Raw genomic sequence first — 17,689 nt, 5'->3', positions numbered from 1 at the left:
GCCTCAAATAGGCATGAGCAATCGCGCGACCGGCGGCTATGCCGCCGCACAAGGCAGGTTTGCAGATGAATTGGCTCGAGAACCTTCAGCGGAGCTTTTTCGACTGGGACGCGATGGCATCGGTCCTGCCAGCGCTGCTTGCCGTCGGGTTGAAAAATACCCTGATCCTCGCGGCGGCCTCGACCGTGATCGGCATCTTCCTCGGCATGGTCCTTGCGGTGATGGGCATCTCGCGCTCCGCCTGGCTGCGCATACCGGCGCGGATCTACACCGACATCTTTCGCGGGCTGCCCGCCATCCTCACCATCCTGCTGATCGGGCAGGGGTTCGCGCGCATTGGCCGGGACATCTTTGGCCCTTCCCCCTACCCGCTCGGCATCCTCGCGCTCAGCCTGATCGCCGGCGCCTATATTGGCGAAATCTTTCGCTCAGGCATCCAGAGTGTCGAAACCGGCCAGATGGAAGCGTGCCGCGCGCTCAGCATGAGCTACGGCCAGGGCATGCGGCTGATCGTGATCCCGCAGGGTGTGCGCCGCGTGCTTCCTGCTTTGGTCAACCAGTTCATCGGCAACGTCAAGGATTCCAGCCTCGTCTACTTCCTCGGCCTGCTTGCCTCCGAACGCGAGATTTTCCGCATCGGCCAGGACCAGGCGGTGGTCACCGGGAACCTGTCGCCCTTGCTTCTGGCCGGCATGTTTTATCTCATTATCACCGTGCCGCTGACGCATGTGGTCAACACCATCGACAATCGCCTTCGGCTCGGCAAGCAGAAGCACGGCGGCGTTGTCAGCGGCCTTGTCGAAGTCGGCGAGCTGGAGAACACAGCGGGCAAAGCCTCAGCGACGACTGGTGCCACGCCGTCAGCCGTCAAGGCCGGCAGCCTGGAAGTCCGCGATCTCGATATGGCCTATGGCGAGCTTCAGGTGCTCAAGCAGATCCGGCTCAAGGTCGAGCCGGGCACGGTCACCTGCGTCATCGGACCGTCGGGCTCCGGGAAGTCGACGCTGCTGCGCTGCCTCAATCGCCTGGTCGAGCCGAAGGCCGGCGACGTGCTGCTCGATGGCGAAAGCATCCTGGCGATGAGACCGGAGACGCTGCGTCGGCGTGTCGGCATGGTCTTCCAGCATTTCAATCTGTTCCCGAACCATACGGCACTCGAGAACGTCATGCTCGCCCTGACCAAGATCAAGGGCATGGCGACAGACCAGGCCAGGCGCCAGGCGGAAGCACGCCTTGCCGAAGTGGGCCTCGCCGCGCGCAAAGACTACCGGCCGAGCCGTCTGTCAGGCGGCCAGCAGCAGCGCGTGGCGATTGCACGCGCGCTTGCGATGGACCCCGAAGTCATCCTCTTCGACGAGGTGACGAGCGCGCTCGATCCCGAACTCGTCAAGGGCGTTCTCAACCTGATGGCCGATCTCGGCCGGCGCGGCATGACGATGATCGTCGTCACCCACGAGATGGGCTTTGCCCGCAAGGTGGCGGACCAGGTCGCCTTCATGGACGAAGGCCGTATCGTCGAGGTCGGCCCACCCGCGGAGATATTCGACAGGCCGAAGAGCCCGCGGCTCAGGCAATTCCTCGCCGAGGTCCTATGAACGATGCCGCCGCGCACGGGCCGGCCGGGCCAGGCGCAGGGCACACCCCGAAATCCAATCGTCCGACCATCGAAAGCTGCATTCATGACCCACAATCCTGCCCTCAAGGTCGTCGTCATCGGCGGCGGCATCTTCGGCATCTCCACGGCCGTCCATCTCGCCCGCCTCGGCGTGGAGACGACGGTCATCAATGACGGCCCGGTTGCCAATGGCGCATCGTCGCGCTCGCTCGCCTGGCTCAATTCGGCGCGAAAGCGTTCGGCCGCTTATCACAAGCTCCGCATGCAGGGCCTCGACCGCTACCGGGCGCTTGCCGCCGGCAATGATTGCGGCGCTTGGCTGTGCTTCGATGGCGGCCTCACCTGGGATGCCGACGATGCTTCCAACCAGATCCCGGAAATCTTCCGTCATGAGCAGGCGATCGGCTATGTGACGCGCCTGCTCGCGCCCAACGATATCGCCGCCGTCACCCCGGGTGTCGATGCAAAGGCGGTTTCAACTCAGGGCGCGATCTTCAATGCCGGCGAAGGATGGGTCGACCTCCCGTCGCTCATCGGCCTGCTGCTGAAGGAGTTTGGCGAACGCGGCGGCCGTGTCCTGACCGATGCCGGGTCCGCCGACGTCACGCTCGCCAACGGCCGTGTCAGCGGCGTGAAGACCGCTTCCGGCCAGGTCGTCAATGCAGACGCCGTCGTGGTTGCGACGGGCTCGGCGGTGCCGGGCATGGTCGCGAAAGTCGGCAAGCGCATAGGCGACGGCACGACACGCGCGCTGCTTGTCCTCGCCAAGCCGCTGCAGCACCCGCTTCGGGCCGTGGTCAACACGCCGCGCGTCGCCATCCGGCCGACGCCGAACGGTGCCTTTGCGCTCGACTCGGCCTGGTCCGAAGACGAAGTCATCGTGCGGGACGACGGGGCGTACGAGGCGAAGCCGTCGACAATTGCGGGACTGCTCGATGAAGCCTCCAAGGTGCTGGAGGGGAATCCGACGCTCGCTCTGGAGAGCCATCACACCGGGCCAAAACCAATTCCCGCCGACGGCGAGCCGGTGATCGGCCAGTTGACCGGCATTCCGGGTTATCACGTCGTCTTCAGCCATAGCGGCGCGACGCTTGGCCTTGTCGCCGGAGAATTGCTGGCCGGAGAAATCGTCAGCGGCAGCCCTCACATGCTGCTTGAATCGTTTCGCCCTGGACGGTTTGATAGCTGAGCGGAAGCAATCGCCCGCCGAATGCCATTTGCCATGCGCGTGAATTTTGGCACAGATTGCGCCTGACCGACCATCGGCGCGAGAAGCAATCAGGCATGGATCATTTCGATCTCGGCACCTACCGGCGCCCCATCACCACGCGATCGGCGGAGACGCAGCGCTGGTTCGATATCGGGCTGAACTGGTGCTACGGCTTCAACCACGAGGAAGGCATCAAGTGTTTCGAGAAGGCGCTGGAGACGGACCCTGATTGTGCCTTCGTGCATTGGGGCCTCGCCTATGCCGCCGGACCTTTCTACAATCTGACCTGGAAGGAGCATGGCGAGGCCGAGGCGAACAGGGCGACCAAACTCTGCTTCGACCATGTCCAGCTTGCGCGTGCCAAGGCCGATCAGGCGAGCGCGGTCGAAAGGCGGCTGATCGAGGCGCTGGCCTGTCGCTTCCAGAAGCCGCAGCGCGTGACGCCAGCGGAATTCGAGCAATGGGACGATGCCTATGCCGCCGAGATGCGGCGCGTCTACCAAGCCTTTTCCGATGACCACGATGTGATGGCGCTGTTCGTCGAGGCGCTGATGATGCGCACAGTCCGGCGTCTGTGGGACCTCAAGACCGGCAGGCCGGCGCCGAACTCGAACGTGCTTGAGGCGCTGGAGGTCTGCGAGCGGTCGATCAAACTCGCAGACGAAAGTCGCGTCGCGCAGCATCCGGCGATCATCCATCTGCATATTCATCTTCTGGAAATGTCGACCATGCCGGAACGCGGCATGCGCTCGGCGGACCTGCTCGGCACGATGTGCCCCGATGCCGGGCATATGAACCATATGCCAGGGCATATCTATGTTCTGTGCGGCGAATACGAGAAAGCAAAACTCGCCAGCGAAAAGGCGGTGCGCGCCAACGACCTCTATCTGGCCTATGCGCAGGAGACTTCCTATTACCTGCTTGGCTGCTGCCACGATCTGCACCTGATGATGTTTTCTTGCATGTTCCTCGGTCAGCATGAACCGGCGCTGCGGGCGGCCGACAAGGTGCGCAGCCTGGTGACGCGCGACGTCGTCGGCATGCCGGACCGGCCGAAACTCACCCAGACGGTGGAAGGCTACCACGCCATGAAATCGCATGTGCAGGTGCGCTTCGGCCGCTGGCGGGAGATCATCGACGAGCCGATGGCTGGAGAGCCCGAGCTCTATGTCCTGACCACGGCCATGCAGCACTACGCCAAGGGCGTCGCGCATGCGACGCTGCGGGATTTCCGAGCAGCCGAAGAGGAGCGCGAGCGCTTCCACCTTCATCTGAGCCGCATCCCGCCGGAGCGGCGCTTCCTCAGCAACCCGACCCGCGCCTCGCTCGCCGTCGGCGCCGCCCTGCTCGACGGCGAGCTTGCGTATCACCAGGGCCGGCACGAGGAGGCCTATGTCAATCTCAGGGAAGCGGTCGAGCTCGACGACAATCTGTCCTACACCGAGCCGTGGGCGTGGATGCATCCGCCGCGCCATGCGCTGGCCGCGCTGCTTCTCGACCAGGGTCACGCTGAAGAGGCCGAGCAGGTCTACCGCGACGATCTGGGCCTCAGTGGCACCGTGCAGCGCTGCGCGCAGCACCCGGACAATGTCTGGGCGCTGCATGGCCTGGTCGAATGCCTGAATCGACGCGACGAGATCGAGGAACTACCCTTGCTGCAGGCGAGGCTCGCCACCGCGCTGGCCCGAACGGACATGCCGATCACCTCGTCCTGCCTCTGCCGGACGAGTGTGCAGTCAGGGCAGAGCTGCTGCCATTGACGATAGCCTAAGGAGGTGTCGTGACTTCCTGCGCCCCTGTGCGCCGCCACCAATCTCGCGTAGACAATCCTGGCCGAACCCGGCCCTGCGACGTGAGAACCTCCCATGCGATTGCTGTTAAGTACTCTCTTCCTTGGCCTCGCCGCCGTCAGCCTGTCGCCCACCCAGGCCGCGGCCGACGATTGCGGCGATGCTGCCGCACTGGTGCAACTCGCTTATCCGCAGGCCCAAAAGAGCGCCGACGGCGCCTCGTTCACGCTCGAACCCCATGCCAGCATCGCCCTGACGCTCCCGGAGGGCGATAATTCATTTGGCCTGGTCTGCAAGATCTGGCCCGCTCATGACGATCTGCTTTTGGTCGCAGTGCCGCTGATCGACAGCGCCAAGTCCAGCGACGGCCAGCATGTCGGCGATATCGAACTCCTGGTCGTTGACAAGAACAGCCTGCAGGTGCGCCAGCGCCTGCTCCAACCCGGGCTGATGAACGATGATGCCATCGCCATCCGCACGATCGAATTCGATACTGGCCGCTATAGGCTGGCGTCCGATGTCTCTGCCTTCGGCCTGCGCATCGAAATGGCAAACCATTCGCAGCCCAATCCCTTCCGTGAAACCGACCTGCGGCTCTATGCCCTCACCCGCGATGCCCTGCGCGTTGTGCTCGACGGCCTCGTCGTGGCCGACTTTGGCGGCGAAGGCGATGCCAGTTGCGCCGGCTCCTTTCATTCCAGCCAGGTCAGCCTGGCGATGAACCAGGCGAGCCACCACGGTTATCACGACATCACCGTGGTTGAGCGAAGGGATACCGACGAGCCCTCCCCCGACACGAACGGCGAATGCCAGTCCCATCCCGGCAAGCCTGTCAACCGGACCTACCGGCTGCGCTATGACGGCAGCCGCTATCCGGTTCCGGCGGCGCTCAAGGCTTTGGGGCCGTGAGCAGGCCGCTCGCGTCCCTGCGCTCAATGTGCGCGCCGCCCACGCAATGGATTCACTTATTTCCAGGCGAACCCACCTTCACCGGCACTGCCGCCCTCAGCAGCATGCCAAACAGGTCGCGCGGCTCGTCGGGATCGGCGAGCATGTCGAGCGTCCTCCCACCATTGCTGGCGGCAATCACTCTCTGTGCTGCGTATTATACGCCTTCATCATGGAGGCGAGTGCAGGATCACGCGTCGAGCGAGCCAACAAAGCCGCTACAGCGGCCACGAACAGGGTGACGGCGGTCTCTTTCGTCAGGAGAAGATCTCCGCCAGTTCGTCGACGCTGGTGCCTTCTTTGACCTGGCGCAGTTCGACATAGCTGACCGCGGCGGCGACCGACAGCACCATCGACACCACGCTCTGCACCAGCCCCTCCATGATGGAAGCGACAGTGCCGTGAAACAGGTAGACAACCACTCCAACCGCCCCCTGGATGACCATGGCGATGATGATCAAAACCAAGAACAGGCCGAACAGCGACCAGCGGCTGCCCTTGGTCAGGACGCGACTGCGCGACATCGAACCGAACACGCCGAGCCGCTCCTGGATCAGAACCGGCACCGACACCGACCAGCCGAGCCACAGGATGATGCCGGGCACCACCAAGGCGATCATGGCCAAGCCCGATCCCAGGCCGACGAGCAGGCCGATCCCCAGGGTCGGCAGCAAAAAGCGGGTGGCGATCTGGAGGCTGTCGCCAAAGGTCGGCCGCTTGCCGTTCAGGTCCTCGATGGTGGCCCGCACAAGCGCCGACTGCAGCAGCAGCGCGAGCATGGAGCTTATGAGAACGGCAACAATCGTGATCCAGGGATTGCCAAACGCGAAGGTGGGGTCTGCCGCGGCGCCAGGATCGGTCTGCAAGATCGCTTGCATGCGCGAGTCGGTCCAAAATCGAAAAACAACCGTCGGCACACCTGAAAACAGCAAAGCCAAACCAACGCAAAGACCGATATTGCGACCGATTACGGCAAATGAGTTGTTGAACACCCTGCCGATCTGAAATTTCTCGGGCCGTTCCAGTGTCGTCGAAGTCATGATGCACCCCCCGTGCTCGCCGCCGCATGCAAGCTGGCAGCCTCGACAGTAAATTTGCCAAGATAGAAGGTCGGCGTCCAGCCCACTTGCAATTCTTATTCTGCATTGCCACTGTCGGCGCGGAACCGCAGGTTGCAGGGGGCGAGCGGGTGGCAAATGCAGGGCCGGGCACGGTGGACGCCGAATGGCTGGCCAAGATGCACAAGCAGCTGCTGGCCGATGATTCGATTCAGTTCGGCCTGCCGGCCCTTGTTCAGCCTGAGCCGCCCGAATGGCTGAAGCCGTTGCTGGAGATGCTGGCGCGGCTCGGCCCCTATATGATCTATCTGTTCTGGGCCGCGGTGATATCTGGCGCCGCCATCATCCTGCTGTTGATCGCGCTTGAAGTGAAAGGCGTCGCCTGGCGCCTGCCGTGGCGGCGCGCGCGCAAGGAGACCGAGGCGGAAGAGGAATGGCGCCCCGACGCAGGCACAGCCCAGATCCTGCTGTCGGAGGCGGACGCGCTCGCCGCGCGCGGCGATTATGACGAGGCGGTGCATCTTTTGCTTCGCCGCAGCGTCGCCGACATTGCCGGACGGCTGCCCGACTTCCTACGGCCGTCGCTGACGTCGCGCGACATCGCCAATGCGCCTTCCCTGCCGGCGCGGGCCCGCGGCGCCTTCAGCGAGATCGCGCGCATCGTCGAGGCCGCCCTGTTCGCCCAGCGGCCGGTCGGTGCCGAAGGCTGGCAACAGGCGCGCGGCGCCTATGAGCGATTCGCCTTCCGGGACGCCTGGGCATGAGCGCTTCGGCAGCCGAAGTTCCGTCGCAGGAACCATTCAGCCGCAGAACGCTGTTCTGGGGCATTTTCGCCAGCCTGTTGGCCGCGGCCGGTTTTTTCCTGCTTTCCACCTATGCCCCCGACTTCCGGCAGCCCAGCAGCGGCGGCCCCACGCCACTGTCCAAGGGCGGCTCCGGCTATGCGGGCCTGGTGGAATGGCTGAAGTTGACCGGCGAGCCGCCGTCGATGGCGAGGAACGAGGACGACCTTACCAGCGACAAATTGCTGATCGTCACCATCTCGCCGGAAAGCGATCCGGAAGCGCTCACCCGCATCCTCGATCTCCGCCAGGACCTGCCGACGCTTTTCGTGCTGCCCAAATGGCAGACGATGCCGCATCGGGAGCACGAGGGCTGGGAGATGAAGATCGAGCGGCTGCCCGACATGGTGGTGAACCAGTGGCTTAGCCGCATCGCCACGGCAAAGCTTGGCGTCGGCCAAAGCACGGTCGAGAAACTCGACATTGAAGGCAGGCTCATTGCCGCGCCAGAGGATATGCAGTGGGTGGCCGACGATCACCCGTTGATCGCCGCTGGCAATGGCAAGGCCGTTCTCACCGAGCTTGCCGACAAGCCTTTCTACATCCTGACAGACCCCGACCTGATCAACAACGCCGCGCTCAAGGACACGGACAAGGCAGCGGCGGCGCGCGACCTGATCACCTTTCTGGCGCCCGATGAGGGCGCGGTCATCTTCGACCTCACCCTGCATGGCGCAGGGCGCAAATACGATCTCGCCAAGCTCCTGGTCGAGCCGCCGTTCCTGGCACTGACGCTGACGATCCTCGCCGCCTCGGCGCTGGCGTTCCTGCACGGCCTTGGCCGTTTCGGGCCGCCGCGTGCCGAGGGCCGTGCGATCGCCTTCGGCAAACAGGCGCTGGTCGACACCACGGCGATGCTGCTCAGGCGCGCCGGACGGCTGGAGAAACTGGGCGACCGCTACGGCGCCCTGGCGCGGGCGCGCGCCGCGGCACTTCTCGGCGCGCCGCACGGCCTGCAGGGCGAAGCGCTCGACCACTGGTTGGATTCCCGCGACAAGGATGAAGCCGGCGGCTTTACTGTCCGCCTGCAGGCCGCAAACAATGCCAGGACCCTGGCGCAAATGCATGAGGCAGCCGAACGGCTGCACGACTGGACGGCAAGGAGGCTCAGTGAACGTCGATGATGTGAAGACCCTGGCGAATGCGATCAGGGAAGAGGTGGCGAAGGCGATCACGGGACAGCACGATACGGTCGACCTGATGCTGACGGCCTTGTTCGCCGGCGGGCACATCCTGCTCGAAGGACCGCCGGGCACCGCCAAGACGATGACGGCGCGCTGCTTCGCGCAAGCGCTCGGCGTCGCCTATGGGCGCATCCAGTTCACGCCCGACCTGATGCCCGGCGACATCGTCGGCTCGAACATCTACAATTTCCAGAGCGGGCAGTTCACGCTGACGCGCGGCCCGATCTTCTGCGACCTGCTGCTCGCCGATGAGATCAACCGCACGCCGCCAAAGACGCAGGCAGCGCTTCTGGAAGCCATGCAGGAGCACGCCGTCACCTTCGATGGCACCACGCATTCGCTCGGCAGCAACTTCATGGTGGTGGCGACGCAAAACCCGATCGAGCACCAGGGCGTCTATCCGCTGCCGGAGGCGCAGCTCGACCGCTTCCTGTTCAAGCACCGGGTGAGCTACCCCGACGCGCAGGAGGAACGCGCGATCATCGTCCATCATGGCGGCGGCTCCGCCTCGCATGACATCAAGCAATACGGCATCGAGGCGCAGACCGACCGCAAGACGCTGGAGAAGGCGCTTGCCACGGTCGGCGATGTCACGCTCGTCGACGATGTCGTCGGCTATATCGCCTCCCTCGTTCGCGCTACGCGCCAAAGCCCGGAACTTGAAGTCGGCGCCAGCCCGCGCGCCGGCGCAATGCTCGCCCGGGCGGCGCGCGCCAGGGCGGCACTCGACGGCCGCGCCTATGTCATCCCCGACGACGTCAAGGCGCTCGCCGTGCCGGCGCTGCGCCACCGCGTCATCCTTTCGCCGGCGGCGCAGATCGACGGGCGGCTGGTCGAGCAGATCGTCTCCGACCTCGTCGACCAGACGGAAGCGCCACGTTGATCTATCCAAGCGGCAGAGCGATCTGGGCAGCAGCGGCGGGGGCCATTCCGGCATTCCTGGTGGCGCTGGCATTGCCGTCACTCTGGTATCTTGGATTGCTGTGGATCTGCCTGTTGCTTGCCTTCCTGGCGGTGGATGCGGCCGCCGGACGCGGACGGGCATCGCTCAGCGCCAGCCTCGACGCGCCGCCGCAGATCGGCGTCGGCGGTCGCTTCAACCTGCAGATCGCCGCTCGCTTTGCCGGCCGGCCGCGGGCACTGCAGGCGCGGGTCGGCCATGATGCGCGGCTAGTGCCGGTCGCCGGCAGCGGCGGCGCGCTGGCTCCGACCAAGGACGGCGGCACGCTCGACCTGCAGTTCGAGGCGTTGCGGCGCGGCATTGCCAGCTTCGATCGCCTGTGGCTGCGCTGGCGCGGACCGTTCGGGCTGGTCTGGAACCAGGTCGTGCTGCCGATGGACAAGAAGGTGGCGGTGCTGCCCGATGTCAGCAGCGCCCGCGACGAGGCGATCACCCTTTTGCAACGCTCGGCGCTCGCCGACGGCCATGCCCAGCGCCGCGCCGGCCAGGGCCGCGAGTTCGAGGCGCTGAAGGACTATCAGCCCGGCATGGGCCGGCGGATGATCGACTGGAAGCGCAGCGCCCGCCATGGCAAGCTTTTGGCGCGCGAATTCCGGATCGAGGAGAACAACAATATCGTGCTCGCCATCGACAGCGGGCGCCTGATGTGCGAGCCGGTCGACGGTGTGCCGAAGGTCGATCGTGCCGTGACGGCGGCGCTTTTGTCGGCCTTCATCGCACTGAAGGGCGGCGACATGGTCAGCCTGTTCTCGTTCGATGCCCGGCCTCGCGTCACCAGCGGTTCGGTGCGCGGCTCCGCCAGCTTCGCGATGATCCAGAAGCGGGCGGCCGAGATCGACTATTCCAGCGAAGAGACCAATTTCACGCTGGCGCTGACGACACTTTCCGCCAAGCTCGACCGGCGCTCGCTGGTCATCGTCTTCACCGATTTCGTCGACCCGATCAGTGCCGAACTGATGCTGCGCACCGTCGGCCGGCTGACCGAACGGCATCTGGTGCTGTTCATGATGATGAAGGACGTCGAACTGGAAACGCTGGCCGACATGCCGCCTATCGCCCCCGAAGACGTCGCGCGCGCCGTGACCGCCGGCAGCCTGCTCAGGGAGCGGCAAGTGGTGATCGGCCGGCTGCGCCTGCTCGGCGCGCATGTGATCGAGGCCAGCCATCAGCGGCTGGGCCCGGCGCTGGTCGAACGCTACCTGCAGCTCAAGCAGGAGGATCTGTTGTGACGATGCAAGCCGGCACGAAAGCGGTGCGCCAGTCGTTGGCCAGCTTCCGCCAGGAACGCGAGGCCGACTGGAAGTCTTTTGAGGCGCTGCTGGCGCGTGTCGAGAAACGGGCGCCGCGCGCGCTATCGGAAGAGGAATTGCTGTCGCTGCCCCTGCTCTACCGGTCGGCGCTGTCTTCGCTATCGGTGGCGCGGGCAACATCGCTCGACAATGCCCTGGTCTCCTATCTCGAATCGCTCTGCCTGCGCGGCTATTTCTACCTCTATGGCGCGCGCCGCGGCCTGCGGCAGCGCATCGGCGATTTCTTCCTGCACGACTGGCCGCACGCCATTCGCGACCTGTGGCGCGAGACGCTGGTGTCTGTCGGGCTGACGGCGATCGGCGCCGGCGCCGGCTACTGGCTGGTGGCGTCCGACAAGGGCTGGTACGACGCCATCATCGCGCCTGGCCTTGCCGGCGGCCGCAATCCGGATTCGTCGGCCGAGATGCTGCGCAGCGTGCTCTATGACGGCGCCAGCAGCGAATTCCTGTCGAGCTTCGCCGCCTATCTTTTCACGCACAATACGCAGGTGGCGATCCTGGCCTTTGCCCTCGGCTTCGCCTTTGCCGTGCCCAGCGTGCTGCTCATCCTGATGAACGGCTGCATGCTCGGCGCGATATTCCAGATTTACGCGGCCAAGGGGCTGGGCTTCGAACTCGGCGGCTGGCTCTCCATCCACGGCACAACAGAGATGTTCGCGATCGCGCTGGCGGGCGCCGCCGGCATGCGGATCGGCACGAGCATCGCCTTTCCCGGCGAACTGCCCCGCATGGCGGCCGCTGCCCAGGCCGGGCGGACGGCCGCGACCGCCATGGTTGGCGTCGTGGTGATGCTGCTGTTTGCCGGCCTGCTCGAAGGCATCGGCCGGCAGACGATCACCAGCGATGGCGCGCGCTATGCCATAGGTGGCGGCATGCTGGCGCTGGGGAGCGGCTATTTCTACCTGTTCCGGGTGGTGCGACATGGCTAGGCGCGCTGCCTTTGTGGCGGCACGACCGCTGATCACGCCGGAGGGTGTCGATCTCAGGGTCAGGCTTGCCGACGCCGGCACGCGGGCTTCCGCCTTCCTGCTCGATGTCGTGATCATCTCCACCGCGGCGGTGGTGATCACGATCGTCGCGCTGTTCGGGTTGAGAGGCCTTGGCGAGCACGAGTTGCAGCCGCTTTTCATCGTCTGGATCATCCTGATCTTCCTGTTGCGAAATGCCTATTTCATCGCCTTCGAGGCCGGCCGGCGCGCCGCGACGCCCGGCAAGCGTATCGTCGGCATACGGGTCGCCTCGCGCAGCGGCGCGGGTCTCTCGATCGATCAGGTGATCGCGCGTAATCTGATGCGTGAGATCGAGATCTTCCTGCCGCTGTCCATCCTCGCCGGGCGCGGCGGCGCGGGCGTAGCGGACACGTTGACGACGATCTTCGGGCTGGTGTGGGCGCTGCTGTTCGCGCTGTTCCCGCTCTTCAACCGCGACCGCCTGCGCATCGGCGACCTTTTGGCAGGCACCTGGGTGGTCGAGGCGCCGAAGCTTGCGCTGGTCGAGGACCTGTCGCTGCGGCAGGATCCGGTCGCCAACGCGTTCCATTTCAGCCCGGCCCAGCTCGACGCCTATGGCATCGCCGAACTGCACAAGCTGGAAGAGGTGCTGCGCCGTGACGACTATTTCGCGCTAAGGGCAGTCGCCGACACGATCGGGCGCAAGATTGGCGCCGCGCCGCAGCCTCATGACGCAAAGCCGTTCCTGACCGCCTATTACGGAGATCTCAGGGCGCATCTCGAGCGCAAGCTGCTGCTCGGCACCCGCAAGGCCGACAAGCACGCACGGTAGCGTCCACGAACGGATGAGGCTTGCCATGAACACTTCTCTGTCCGAGCTTGAACTTCAAGAGATGGAAGCCCGAGTGGCCGCGGCCCAAACTGGCCCTTGGAAATCATGGGTCGAGGGTCGGGATTTTCTTGGCGGATCGAATTTCATCCAAACCGGTGAAGGAACGGATCGAGGCGATGACATCGAACTCAGCGGTGCGACTGTCGCGGACCAGGATTTCATGGCCGCCGCGCGTCAGGACATCCCTCGTCTGATCGCCGAAGTCCGTAGACTGCGCGGACTCCTCAATCGCCCGACATAGGAAGGAAGGAAGGAAGGAAGGAAGGAAGGAAGGCGGGCCGCCGCCCCTACCCCACCCACTTCTCATAATCCGACACCAGCAGGTGCAGCGGCGCGACGTCTTCGTCGATGTTCGAAAAACGGCCGATCGGCTCGCGGAAGACGTTGTCGGTCAGGTCGTCATTGACGGTCGAAACCTCGCCGATCAGCACGTCCTTGCCCTCGGCCCAGAAGGCGTGCCAGACGCCCGGCATTAGGGTAACGCTCTGGCCCGGATCGAGCTTCAGCAGCCCGCCGGCCGGCAATCTGTGGATGGTTCCGTCGACCGGCACCGACACCTCGGCCTTCGGATCGATACCGCCGTCGCGATCGTGCATGAACAGTTCCAGCACCAGCTTGCCACCGCCGCGGTTGATGATGTCCTCGGCCTTGATGTTGTGGCGATGCATCGGCGACAGCTGGTCCTTGCGCGAGATCATGATCTTCTCGGCATAGAGCATGCCCATGCCCTTTTTCATGTCCGCGTAGACGCCGTTACGCACGGTGAAAAGGAACAGACCGAGTTCGTCGAACTTCTCCTGGCCGTAATCGGTGATGTCCCAACCGAGGCGCGAGGTGAAAATGGCCGCGGAGTCAGCCTTGCGCGTCTTCATCTCTTCCGGGCTCCAGTAGGCGAAGGGCGGCATGATGTAGCCGAACGAGCGGATGAAGGCGTCGGCGTCGCGGATGATGTCGTTGATGGTGGAGCGTTTCATGGTGGTGATCCCTTCTTCAGGCGGCGCCTACAGCGCATAGCCGAACACCGATCCGGTGTCGACGCAAACTCTATGCTGGCCTCATGACATCCGGACCGATCAGGGTCATAAGTCCAGCAAATCCCAAGGTGACAATCCATGCGCAACATAGACGACCTCGATACGCCGGCGATCCTGATCGATGCCGCCCGCGCCGAAACCAACATAGCGCGGGCGCAGGCGCATGCCGACCGCCAGGGGCTAAAGCTCAGGCCTCATATCAAGACCCACAAGCTGCCCTATTGGGCGAAGAAGCAGGTCGCGGCCGGCGCCGTCGGCATCACCTGCCAGAAGATCGGCGAGGCCGAGGTGATGGCCGATGCGAGGCTCGCCGATATTTTTCTCCCCTACAATATTCTTGGCCGGGCGAAGCTCGAGCGCCTCAAGGCGCTGCACGGCCGCGTCACGCTGTCGGTGACATCGGACAGCAGGGACACGCTGATGGGGCTGGCTGCCACCTTCACCGATGTCGGCCATCCCCTGCCGGTGCTGGTCGAATGCGACACCGGCATGGGCCGCTGCGGCGTGCAGACGGCGGACGAAGCGGTCGCGCTGGCGCGCGAGATCGACAAGGCCAGGGGCCTTCGCTTCGGCGGGCTGATGACCTATCCGGCGGCGGGCCGCGCGGCGCAAGCCGAGGCGTGGCTAGTGGATGCCAAACAAGCGCTGGCGGCAGCGGGCCTCGAATGCCAGCGCATCTCCAGCGGCGGCACGCCAGATATGTGGCGCTCGGGCGAGGACAGCGTCGTCACCGAATACCGTCCCGGCACCTACATCTATCTCGACCGCTACCAGGTCGCCAAAGGCGTCGGCAGCCTCGACGATTGCGCGCTGACGGTGCTGTCGACGGTTGTCAGCCACCCGACGCCGACGCGCGCCATTCTCGATGCCGGCAGCAAGGCGCTGTCCAGCGACACGCTGGGGTTGGCCGATTTCGGCGAGTTGCTGGGCATTCCGGGCGCCAGGGTCACCGGCTTGAGCGAAGAGCACGGCAACGTCACGCTTTCGGGCGATGCAAAGCTGCGCATCGGCGAGCGCGTGCGGGTCGTGCCCGACCATTGCTGCGTCGTTACCAATTTGTTCGACCAGGTGCATCTGGTCGACGGCGACAAGGTGCTGGAAACGCTGCCGGTGGCCGCGCGTGGGCGGATGGGGTGAGTAGCGGTAGCTGATTCTCGGCCGAGGTCAGTTAGCCTGCCGTGCCGCGACACGGCGCATCGAGATGACGCGGCGGCGGCGGATCTCCGTGCGCATCGCCATCAGATGGAGGGCGAAGAACAGCACGGTGAAGCCGAGCGCCATCACCAGCAGCGGCCGCAACATCGAGGGATCGATGGCCGAGCCGCCCATGCGGAACACTGATGCCGGCTGGTGCAGCGTGTTCCACCAGTCGACCGAGAATTTGATAATCGGGATGTTGATGAAGCCGACCAGCGTGATGACGGCTGCCGCCCAGGCGGCGCGGCTTGCGTCATCGAGCGCGCGGGTCAGCGCGATGATGCCGAGATACATCAGGAACAGCACGAAGACCGAAGTCAGCCTGGCGTCCCACACCCACCAGGTGCCCCACATCGGCTTGCCCCAGATCGAGCCGGTGATCAGCGCAAGTGCCGTGAAGACGGCGCCGATCGGTGCCGCCGATTTCAGCGCCACATCGGCCAGCGGATGGCGCCAGACCAGCGTGCCGAGCGCCGAAACCGCCATCAGCGTGTAGCACATCATGGCGAGCCATGCGAAAGGCACGTGGATGTACATGATGCGCACGGTGGTGCCCTGCTGGAAATCCTCAGGCGCTGCGAAGCTCATATAGAGGCCGACAGCAAGCAGGATAGCGGCGACCGAGGCCAGCCACGGCACGAGCCTGTCGGCCAGCCCGACGAACCGCGTCGGGTTGGCCAGATCCATCCAGCCGGCAAGGCGTGAGGTGGTGTCGCTCATGCGGCCTTACATAGACCGGCGGCGTGTTTGGGGCAATCGAGTGGTTGTCGCACCAAGGTCTCACCTTCTCCCCCGAGGGGAGAAGGAAGAGGAGCTTACGCGGCTTCGTTCACTGTGCGGCTGAGGCGGCGGACCTCTTCGTCGTTGAGCAGGCCACCGGCGCGCAGCAGGCTGGCGAAACGGCCGTTGCGCAGCGACAGTTCGGCGAAACCACCGAACTCGACCACCTTGCCCTTGTCCATGAACACGACCAGGTCGGCGTCGCGGACAGTGGTCAGGCGGTGGGCGATGATGAAGGTGGTGCGGTCGCGGCGCAGTTCGTCGATCGCTTCCTTGACGCGGTCCTCGGTCTCGACGTCGAGCGCGCTGGTTGCCTCGTCGAGGACCAGGATCGGCGCATCCTTGAGCACGGCGCGGGCAATGGCGATGCGCTGGCGCTCGCCGCCCGAAAGCTGTCCGCCGCGCTCGCCGACGACGGTGTCGTAGCCGCCGCTCTTCGACAGGATGAAATCCTGCGCGGCAGCGGCATTGGCGGCGGCGTGCACCTCGTCATAGGTCGCCTCGGCGCGGCCGACGCGGATGTTGTCCTCGATCGAGCGGTTGAGCAGGCCGGCGTCCTGGAACACGGTGGCGATCGAATGGCGCAGCGACTTGCGGGTCACCGAGCGGGTATCGATGCCGTCGATCAGGATGCGGCCGCTGGACGGCGTGAAGACGCGCTGCAGCAGGTTGATGAGCGTCGTCTTGCCGGCGCCCGTCGGGCCGACGATGGCGACCGTCTGGCCGGCCTGGACTTCGAACGACACGTCGTCGACACCCTGGCCGGAATTGGCGAACTCAAAGCCGACATGCTCGAAACGGACGTGACCTGTGACGTTCACGAGATCGCGCAGACCGTCGGGCTCGGCGGTTTCGGCGGCCGAGTCCTCGAGGCGGTAGAAGTCCTCGAGCTTGGCGCGGGCCTCGGAGATCTGGTTGGCGAAGGCCGACATCTGGTCGAGACGGGCGATCAGCAGCGTGGCAAAGCCGGTAAAGGCGATGACGTCACCGATGCGCAGCTGGCCATGGGTGACCAGATAGGCGCCGATCAAGAGCACGATCATCATCGAGATGGTCGACGACAGGCGGTGCAGCGCGTTGGCGATGGCCCACCAGTCGAGCACCGGGTTCTGCGCATCGAGCAGGTTCTTGACGTAACGCTTCAGCGCCTCGGTCTCATGGCCGATGCGGTTATAGCTCTGCAGCACGGCGACGTTGCTGACCGAGTCGGTCACATGCGCGAACACGGTGTGGTAGTGCCGCTCGACCGCTGCCTGGCCTGCCTTGGTGCGGCGCATGACCAGTCGGCCGATGCCGACATAGAGCGCGCCGAGGGCAAGCAGCACCATCGACATGCGAACATCCATGCTGAGCGCGGTCGGGATCAGCAGCGCCAGGGCGACGGCGGTCGACAGGTGCTGGCGCATGAATTCGAGCCAGAGGCTGAACAGGGTCTCCACCGCACGCAGCAGCGTGTGCAGCGAGTTGGAGGTGCCGCGCTGGTGATGCCAGGCGAGCGGCATGGTGATCACGCGCTCGAACGACTGGCACAGGACTTCGCTGCGCCGCTTATGGGCGAAACGGTCGGCGCCGCGCGCCACCAGCACGAAGGCGACGATGTTGAACGCACCGAGGCCGGCCCACAAGCCCAGCGTCGAGAACACCGAGCCATGCTCGGAGATGGCATCGATCACTCGTCCGAACATGATCGGCTCGAGGATGGCGATAATGGCAAGCGCGACATTCGCGCCGCAGATCAGCGCAACGCGCTTTCTGTCGGCCGCGAGATAACCCAGCGCTCTCCAGTAGATCTGCAGAAGGGACACTTCAGCTACTCCGCCAAAAATATTATTGTGCACCGCACCATTTCTTGACACGTACCGGTTAACGTGTCGCAAAACAATGCCCGTCTAGCTCTTCCGTTCCCAATTCGCGAACA

General features: G+C 64.8%; 16 protein-coding genes. 12 read left to right on the top strand and 4 right to left on the bottom strand.

Going from position 1 to position 17,689, the window contains the following annotated elements:
* Positions 1-65 precede the first annotated feature (65 nt).
* The 4 genes from ACSQ3Z_RS27850 to ACSQ3Z_RS27835 all read left to right on the top strand — a co-directional run bounded on the left by ACSQ3Z_RS27850 (position 66) and on the right by ACSQ3Z_RS27835 (position 5,524).
* On the top strand, positions 66-1,595 hold the full coding sequence (locus tag ACSQ3Z_RS27850) for an amino acid ABC transporter permease/ATP-binding protein (RefSeq protein WP_436174486.1): 1,530 nt from the start codon (positions 66-68) through the stop codon (positions 1,593-1,595).
* Between the two features lie 84 nt (positions 1,596-1,679).
* The gene (locus ACSQ3Z_RS27845) at positions 1,680-2,804 is read left to right on the top strand and encodes an NAD(P)/FAD-dependent oxidoreductase (protein WP_436174485.1); all 1,125 of its coding nucleotides are present in this window, start codon (positions 1,680-1,682) and stop codon (positions 2,802-2,804) included.
* Positions 2,805-2,899: 95 nt separating this feature from the next.
* On the top strand, positions 2,900-4,585 hold the full coding sequence (locus ACSQ3Z_RS27840) for a hypothetical protein (protein ID WP_436174484.1): 1,686 nt from the start codon (positions 2,900-2,902) through the stop codon (positions 4,583-4,585).
* Between the two features lie 105 nt (positions 4,586-4,690).
* On the top strand, positions 4,691-5,524 hold the full coding sequence (locus ACSQ3Z_RS27835; protein WP_436174483.1) for a hypothetical protein: 834 nt from the start codon (positions 4,691-4,693) through the stop codon (positions 5,522-5,524).
* A gap of 296 nt (positions 5,525-5,820) precedes the next feature.
* Here the strand turns inward: ACSQ3Z_RS27835 and ACSQ3Z_RS27830 are convergent, their stop codons facing one another.
* The gene (locus ACSQ3Z_RS27830) at positions 5,821-6,759 is read right to left on the bottom strand and encodes a hypothetical protein (RefSeq protein ID WP_436174482.1); all 939 of its coding nucleotides are present in this window, start codon (positions 6,757-6,759) and stop codon (positions 5,821-5,823) included.
* Between ACSQ3Z_RS27830 and ACSQ3Z_RS27825 the strand changes: the two genes are divergently transcribed.
* The 7 genes from ACSQ3Z_RS27825 to ACSQ3Z_RS27795 are packed head-to-tail and all read left to right on the top strand — an operon-like array spanning position 6,753 to position 13,001.
* Positions 6,753-7,385: a DUF4129 domain-containing protein gene (locus ACSQ3Z_RS27825; protein ID WP_436174481.1), complete on the top strand. Its 633-nt coding sequence runs from the start codon at positions 6,753-6,755 to the stop codon at positions 7,383-7,385. The genes ACSQ3Z_RS27830 and ACSQ3Z_RS27825 overlap by 7 nt on opposite strands.
* Positions 7,382-8,587, top strand: coding sequence for a DUF4350 domain-containing protein (locus tag ACSQ3Z_RS27820; protein ID WP_436174480.1), 1,206 nt, complete (start codon positions 7,382-7,384; stop codon positions 8,585-8,587). The genes ACSQ3Z_RS27825 and ACSQ3Z_RS27820 overlap by 4 nt, the downstream gene beginning before the upstream one ends.
* Positions 8,574-9,530, top strand: coding sequence for an AAA family ATPase (locus ACSQ3Z_RS27815; RefSeq protein ID WP_436174479.1), 957 nt, complete (start codon positions 8,574-8,576; stop codon positions 9,528-9,530). Before ACSQ3Z_RS27820 ends, ACSQ3Z_RS27815 begins: the two co-directional genes overlap by 14 nt.
* Positions 9,527-10,837: a DUF58 domain-containing protein gene (locus ACSQ3Z_RS27810; protein WP_436174478.1), complete on the top strand. Its 1,311-nt coding sequence runs from the start codon at positions 9,527-9,529 to the stop codon at positions 10,835-10,837. Before ACSQ3Z_RS27815 ends, ACSQ3Z_RS27810 begins: the two co-directional genes overlap by 4 nt.
* A gap of 2 nt (positions 10,838-10,839) precedes the next feature.
* Entirely contained in the window at positions 10,840-11,847 is a 1,008-nt protein-coding gene (locus ACSQ3Z_RS27805) for a stage II sporulation protein M (RefSeq protein WP_436175167.1), read from the top strand.
* On the top strand, positions 11,840-12,700 hold the full coding sequence (locus tag ACSQ3Z_RS27800) for an RDD family protein (RefSeq protein WP_436174477.1): 861 nt from the start codon (positions 11,840-11,842) through the stop codon (positions 12,698-12,700). Before ACSQ3Z_RS27805 ends, ACSQ3Z_RS27800 begins: the two co-directional genes overlap by 8 nt.
* A 25-nt stretch (positions 12,701-12,725) precedes the next feature.
* Complete coding sequence (locus tag ACSQ3Z_RS27795) at positions 12,726-13,001, top strand: hypothetical protein (RefSeq protein ID WP_436174476.1); 276 nt, start codon at positions 12,726-12,728, stop codon at positions 12,999-13,001.
* A 46-nt stretch (positions 13,002-13,047) separates the two neighbouring features.
* On the opposite strand, the gene ACSQ3Z_RS27790 is transcribed toward ACSQ3Z_RS27795, so the two are convergent.
* Positions 13,048-13,734, bottom strand: coding sequence for a D-lyxose/D-mannose family sugar isomerase (locus ACSQ3Z_RS27790; RefSeq protein WP_436174475.1), 687 nt, complete (start codon positions 13,732-13,734; stop codon positions 13,048-13,050).
* Between the two features lie 138 nt (positions 13,735-13,872).
* Between ACSQ3Z_RS27790 and ACSQ3Z_RS27785 the strand changes: the two genes are divergently transcribed.
* A complete protein-coding gene (locus tag ACSQ3Z_RS27785; protein ID WP_436174474.1) occupies positions 13,873-14,931 on the top strand; it encodes a D-TA family PLP-dependent enzyme in 1,059 nt (352 codons plus the stop codon).
* A gap of 27 nt (positions 14,932-14,958) precedes the next feature.
* Here ACSQ3Z_RS27785 and ACSQ3Z_RS27780 read toward each other — a convergent pair whose 3' ends face one another.
* Positions 14,959-15,711 carry a heme ABC transporter permease gene (locus ACSQ3Z_RS27780; RefSeq protein WP_436174473.1) on the bottom strand — a complete coding sequence of 251 codons (753 nt, stop codon included), beginning with the start codon at positions 15,709-15,711 and terminating at the stop codon, positions 14,959-14,961.
* 95 nt (positions 15,712-15,806) lie between these two features.
* A complete protein-coding gene (locus ACSQ3Z_RS27775; protein WP_436174472.1) occupies positions 15,807-17,576 on the bottom strand; it encodes a glucan ABC transporter ATP-binding protein/ permease in 1,770 nt (589 codons plus the stop codon).
* Between the last annotated feature and the right edge of the window lie 113 nt (positions 17,577-17,689).

This window comes from Mesorhizobium sp. LjNodule214, from assembly GCF_964252735.1.
Classification (GTDB): Bacteria; Pseudomonadota; Alphaproteobacteria; order Rhizobiales; family Rhizobiaceae; genus Mesorhizobium.
Note: the sequence above shows the minus strand (reverse complement) of the source record. Positions and strands in the feature narration are given on the sequence as shown.

Coding starts and splice junctions, on each gene's coding strand:
- ACSQ3Z_RS27850 (WP_436174486.1), top strand. CDS start 66: ATGAATTGGCTCGAGAACCTTCAGCGGAGCTTTTTCGACTGGGACGCG.
- ACSQ3Z_RS27845 (WP_436174485.1), top strand. CDS start 1,680: ATGACCCACAATCCTGCCCTCAAGGTCGTCGTCATCGGCGGCGGCATC.
- ACSQ3Z_RS27840 (WP_436174484.1), top strand. CDS start 2,900: ATGGATCATTTCGATCTCGGCACCTACCGGCGCCCCATCACCACGCGA.
- ACSQ3Z_RS27835 (WP_436174483.1), top strand. CDS start 4,691: ATGCGATTGCTGTTAAGTACTCTCTTCCTTGGCCTCGCCGCCGTCAGC.
- ACSQ3Z_RS27820 (WP_436174480.1), top strand. CDS start 7,382: ATGAGCGCTTCGGCAGCCGAAGTTCCGTCGCAGGAACCATTCAGCCGC.
- ACSQ3Z_RS27805 (WP_436175167.1), top strand. CDS start 10,840: ATGCAAGCCGGCACGAAAGCGGTGCGCCAGTCGTTGGCCAGCTTCCGC.
- ACSQ3Z_RS27800 (WP_436174477.1), top strand. CDS start 11,840: ATGGCTAGGCGCGCTGCCTTTGTGGCGGCACGACCGCTGATCACGCCG.
- ACSQ3Z_RS27795 (WP_436174476.1), top strand. CDS start 12,726: ATGAACACTTCTCTGTCCGAGCTTGAACTTCAAGAGATGGAAGCCCGA.
- ACSQ3Z_RS27790 (WP_436174475.1), bottom strand. CDS start 13,734: ATGAAACGCTCCACCATCAACGACATCATCCGCGACGCCGACGCCTTC.
- ACSQ3Z_RS27785 (WP_436174474.1), top strand. CDS start 13,873: ATGCGCAACATAGACGACCTCGATACGCCGGCGATCCTGATCGATGCC.
- ACSQ3Z_RS27780 (WP_436174473.1), bottom strand. CDS start 15,711: ATGAGCGACACCACCTCACGCCTTGCCGGCTGGATGGATCTGGCCAAC.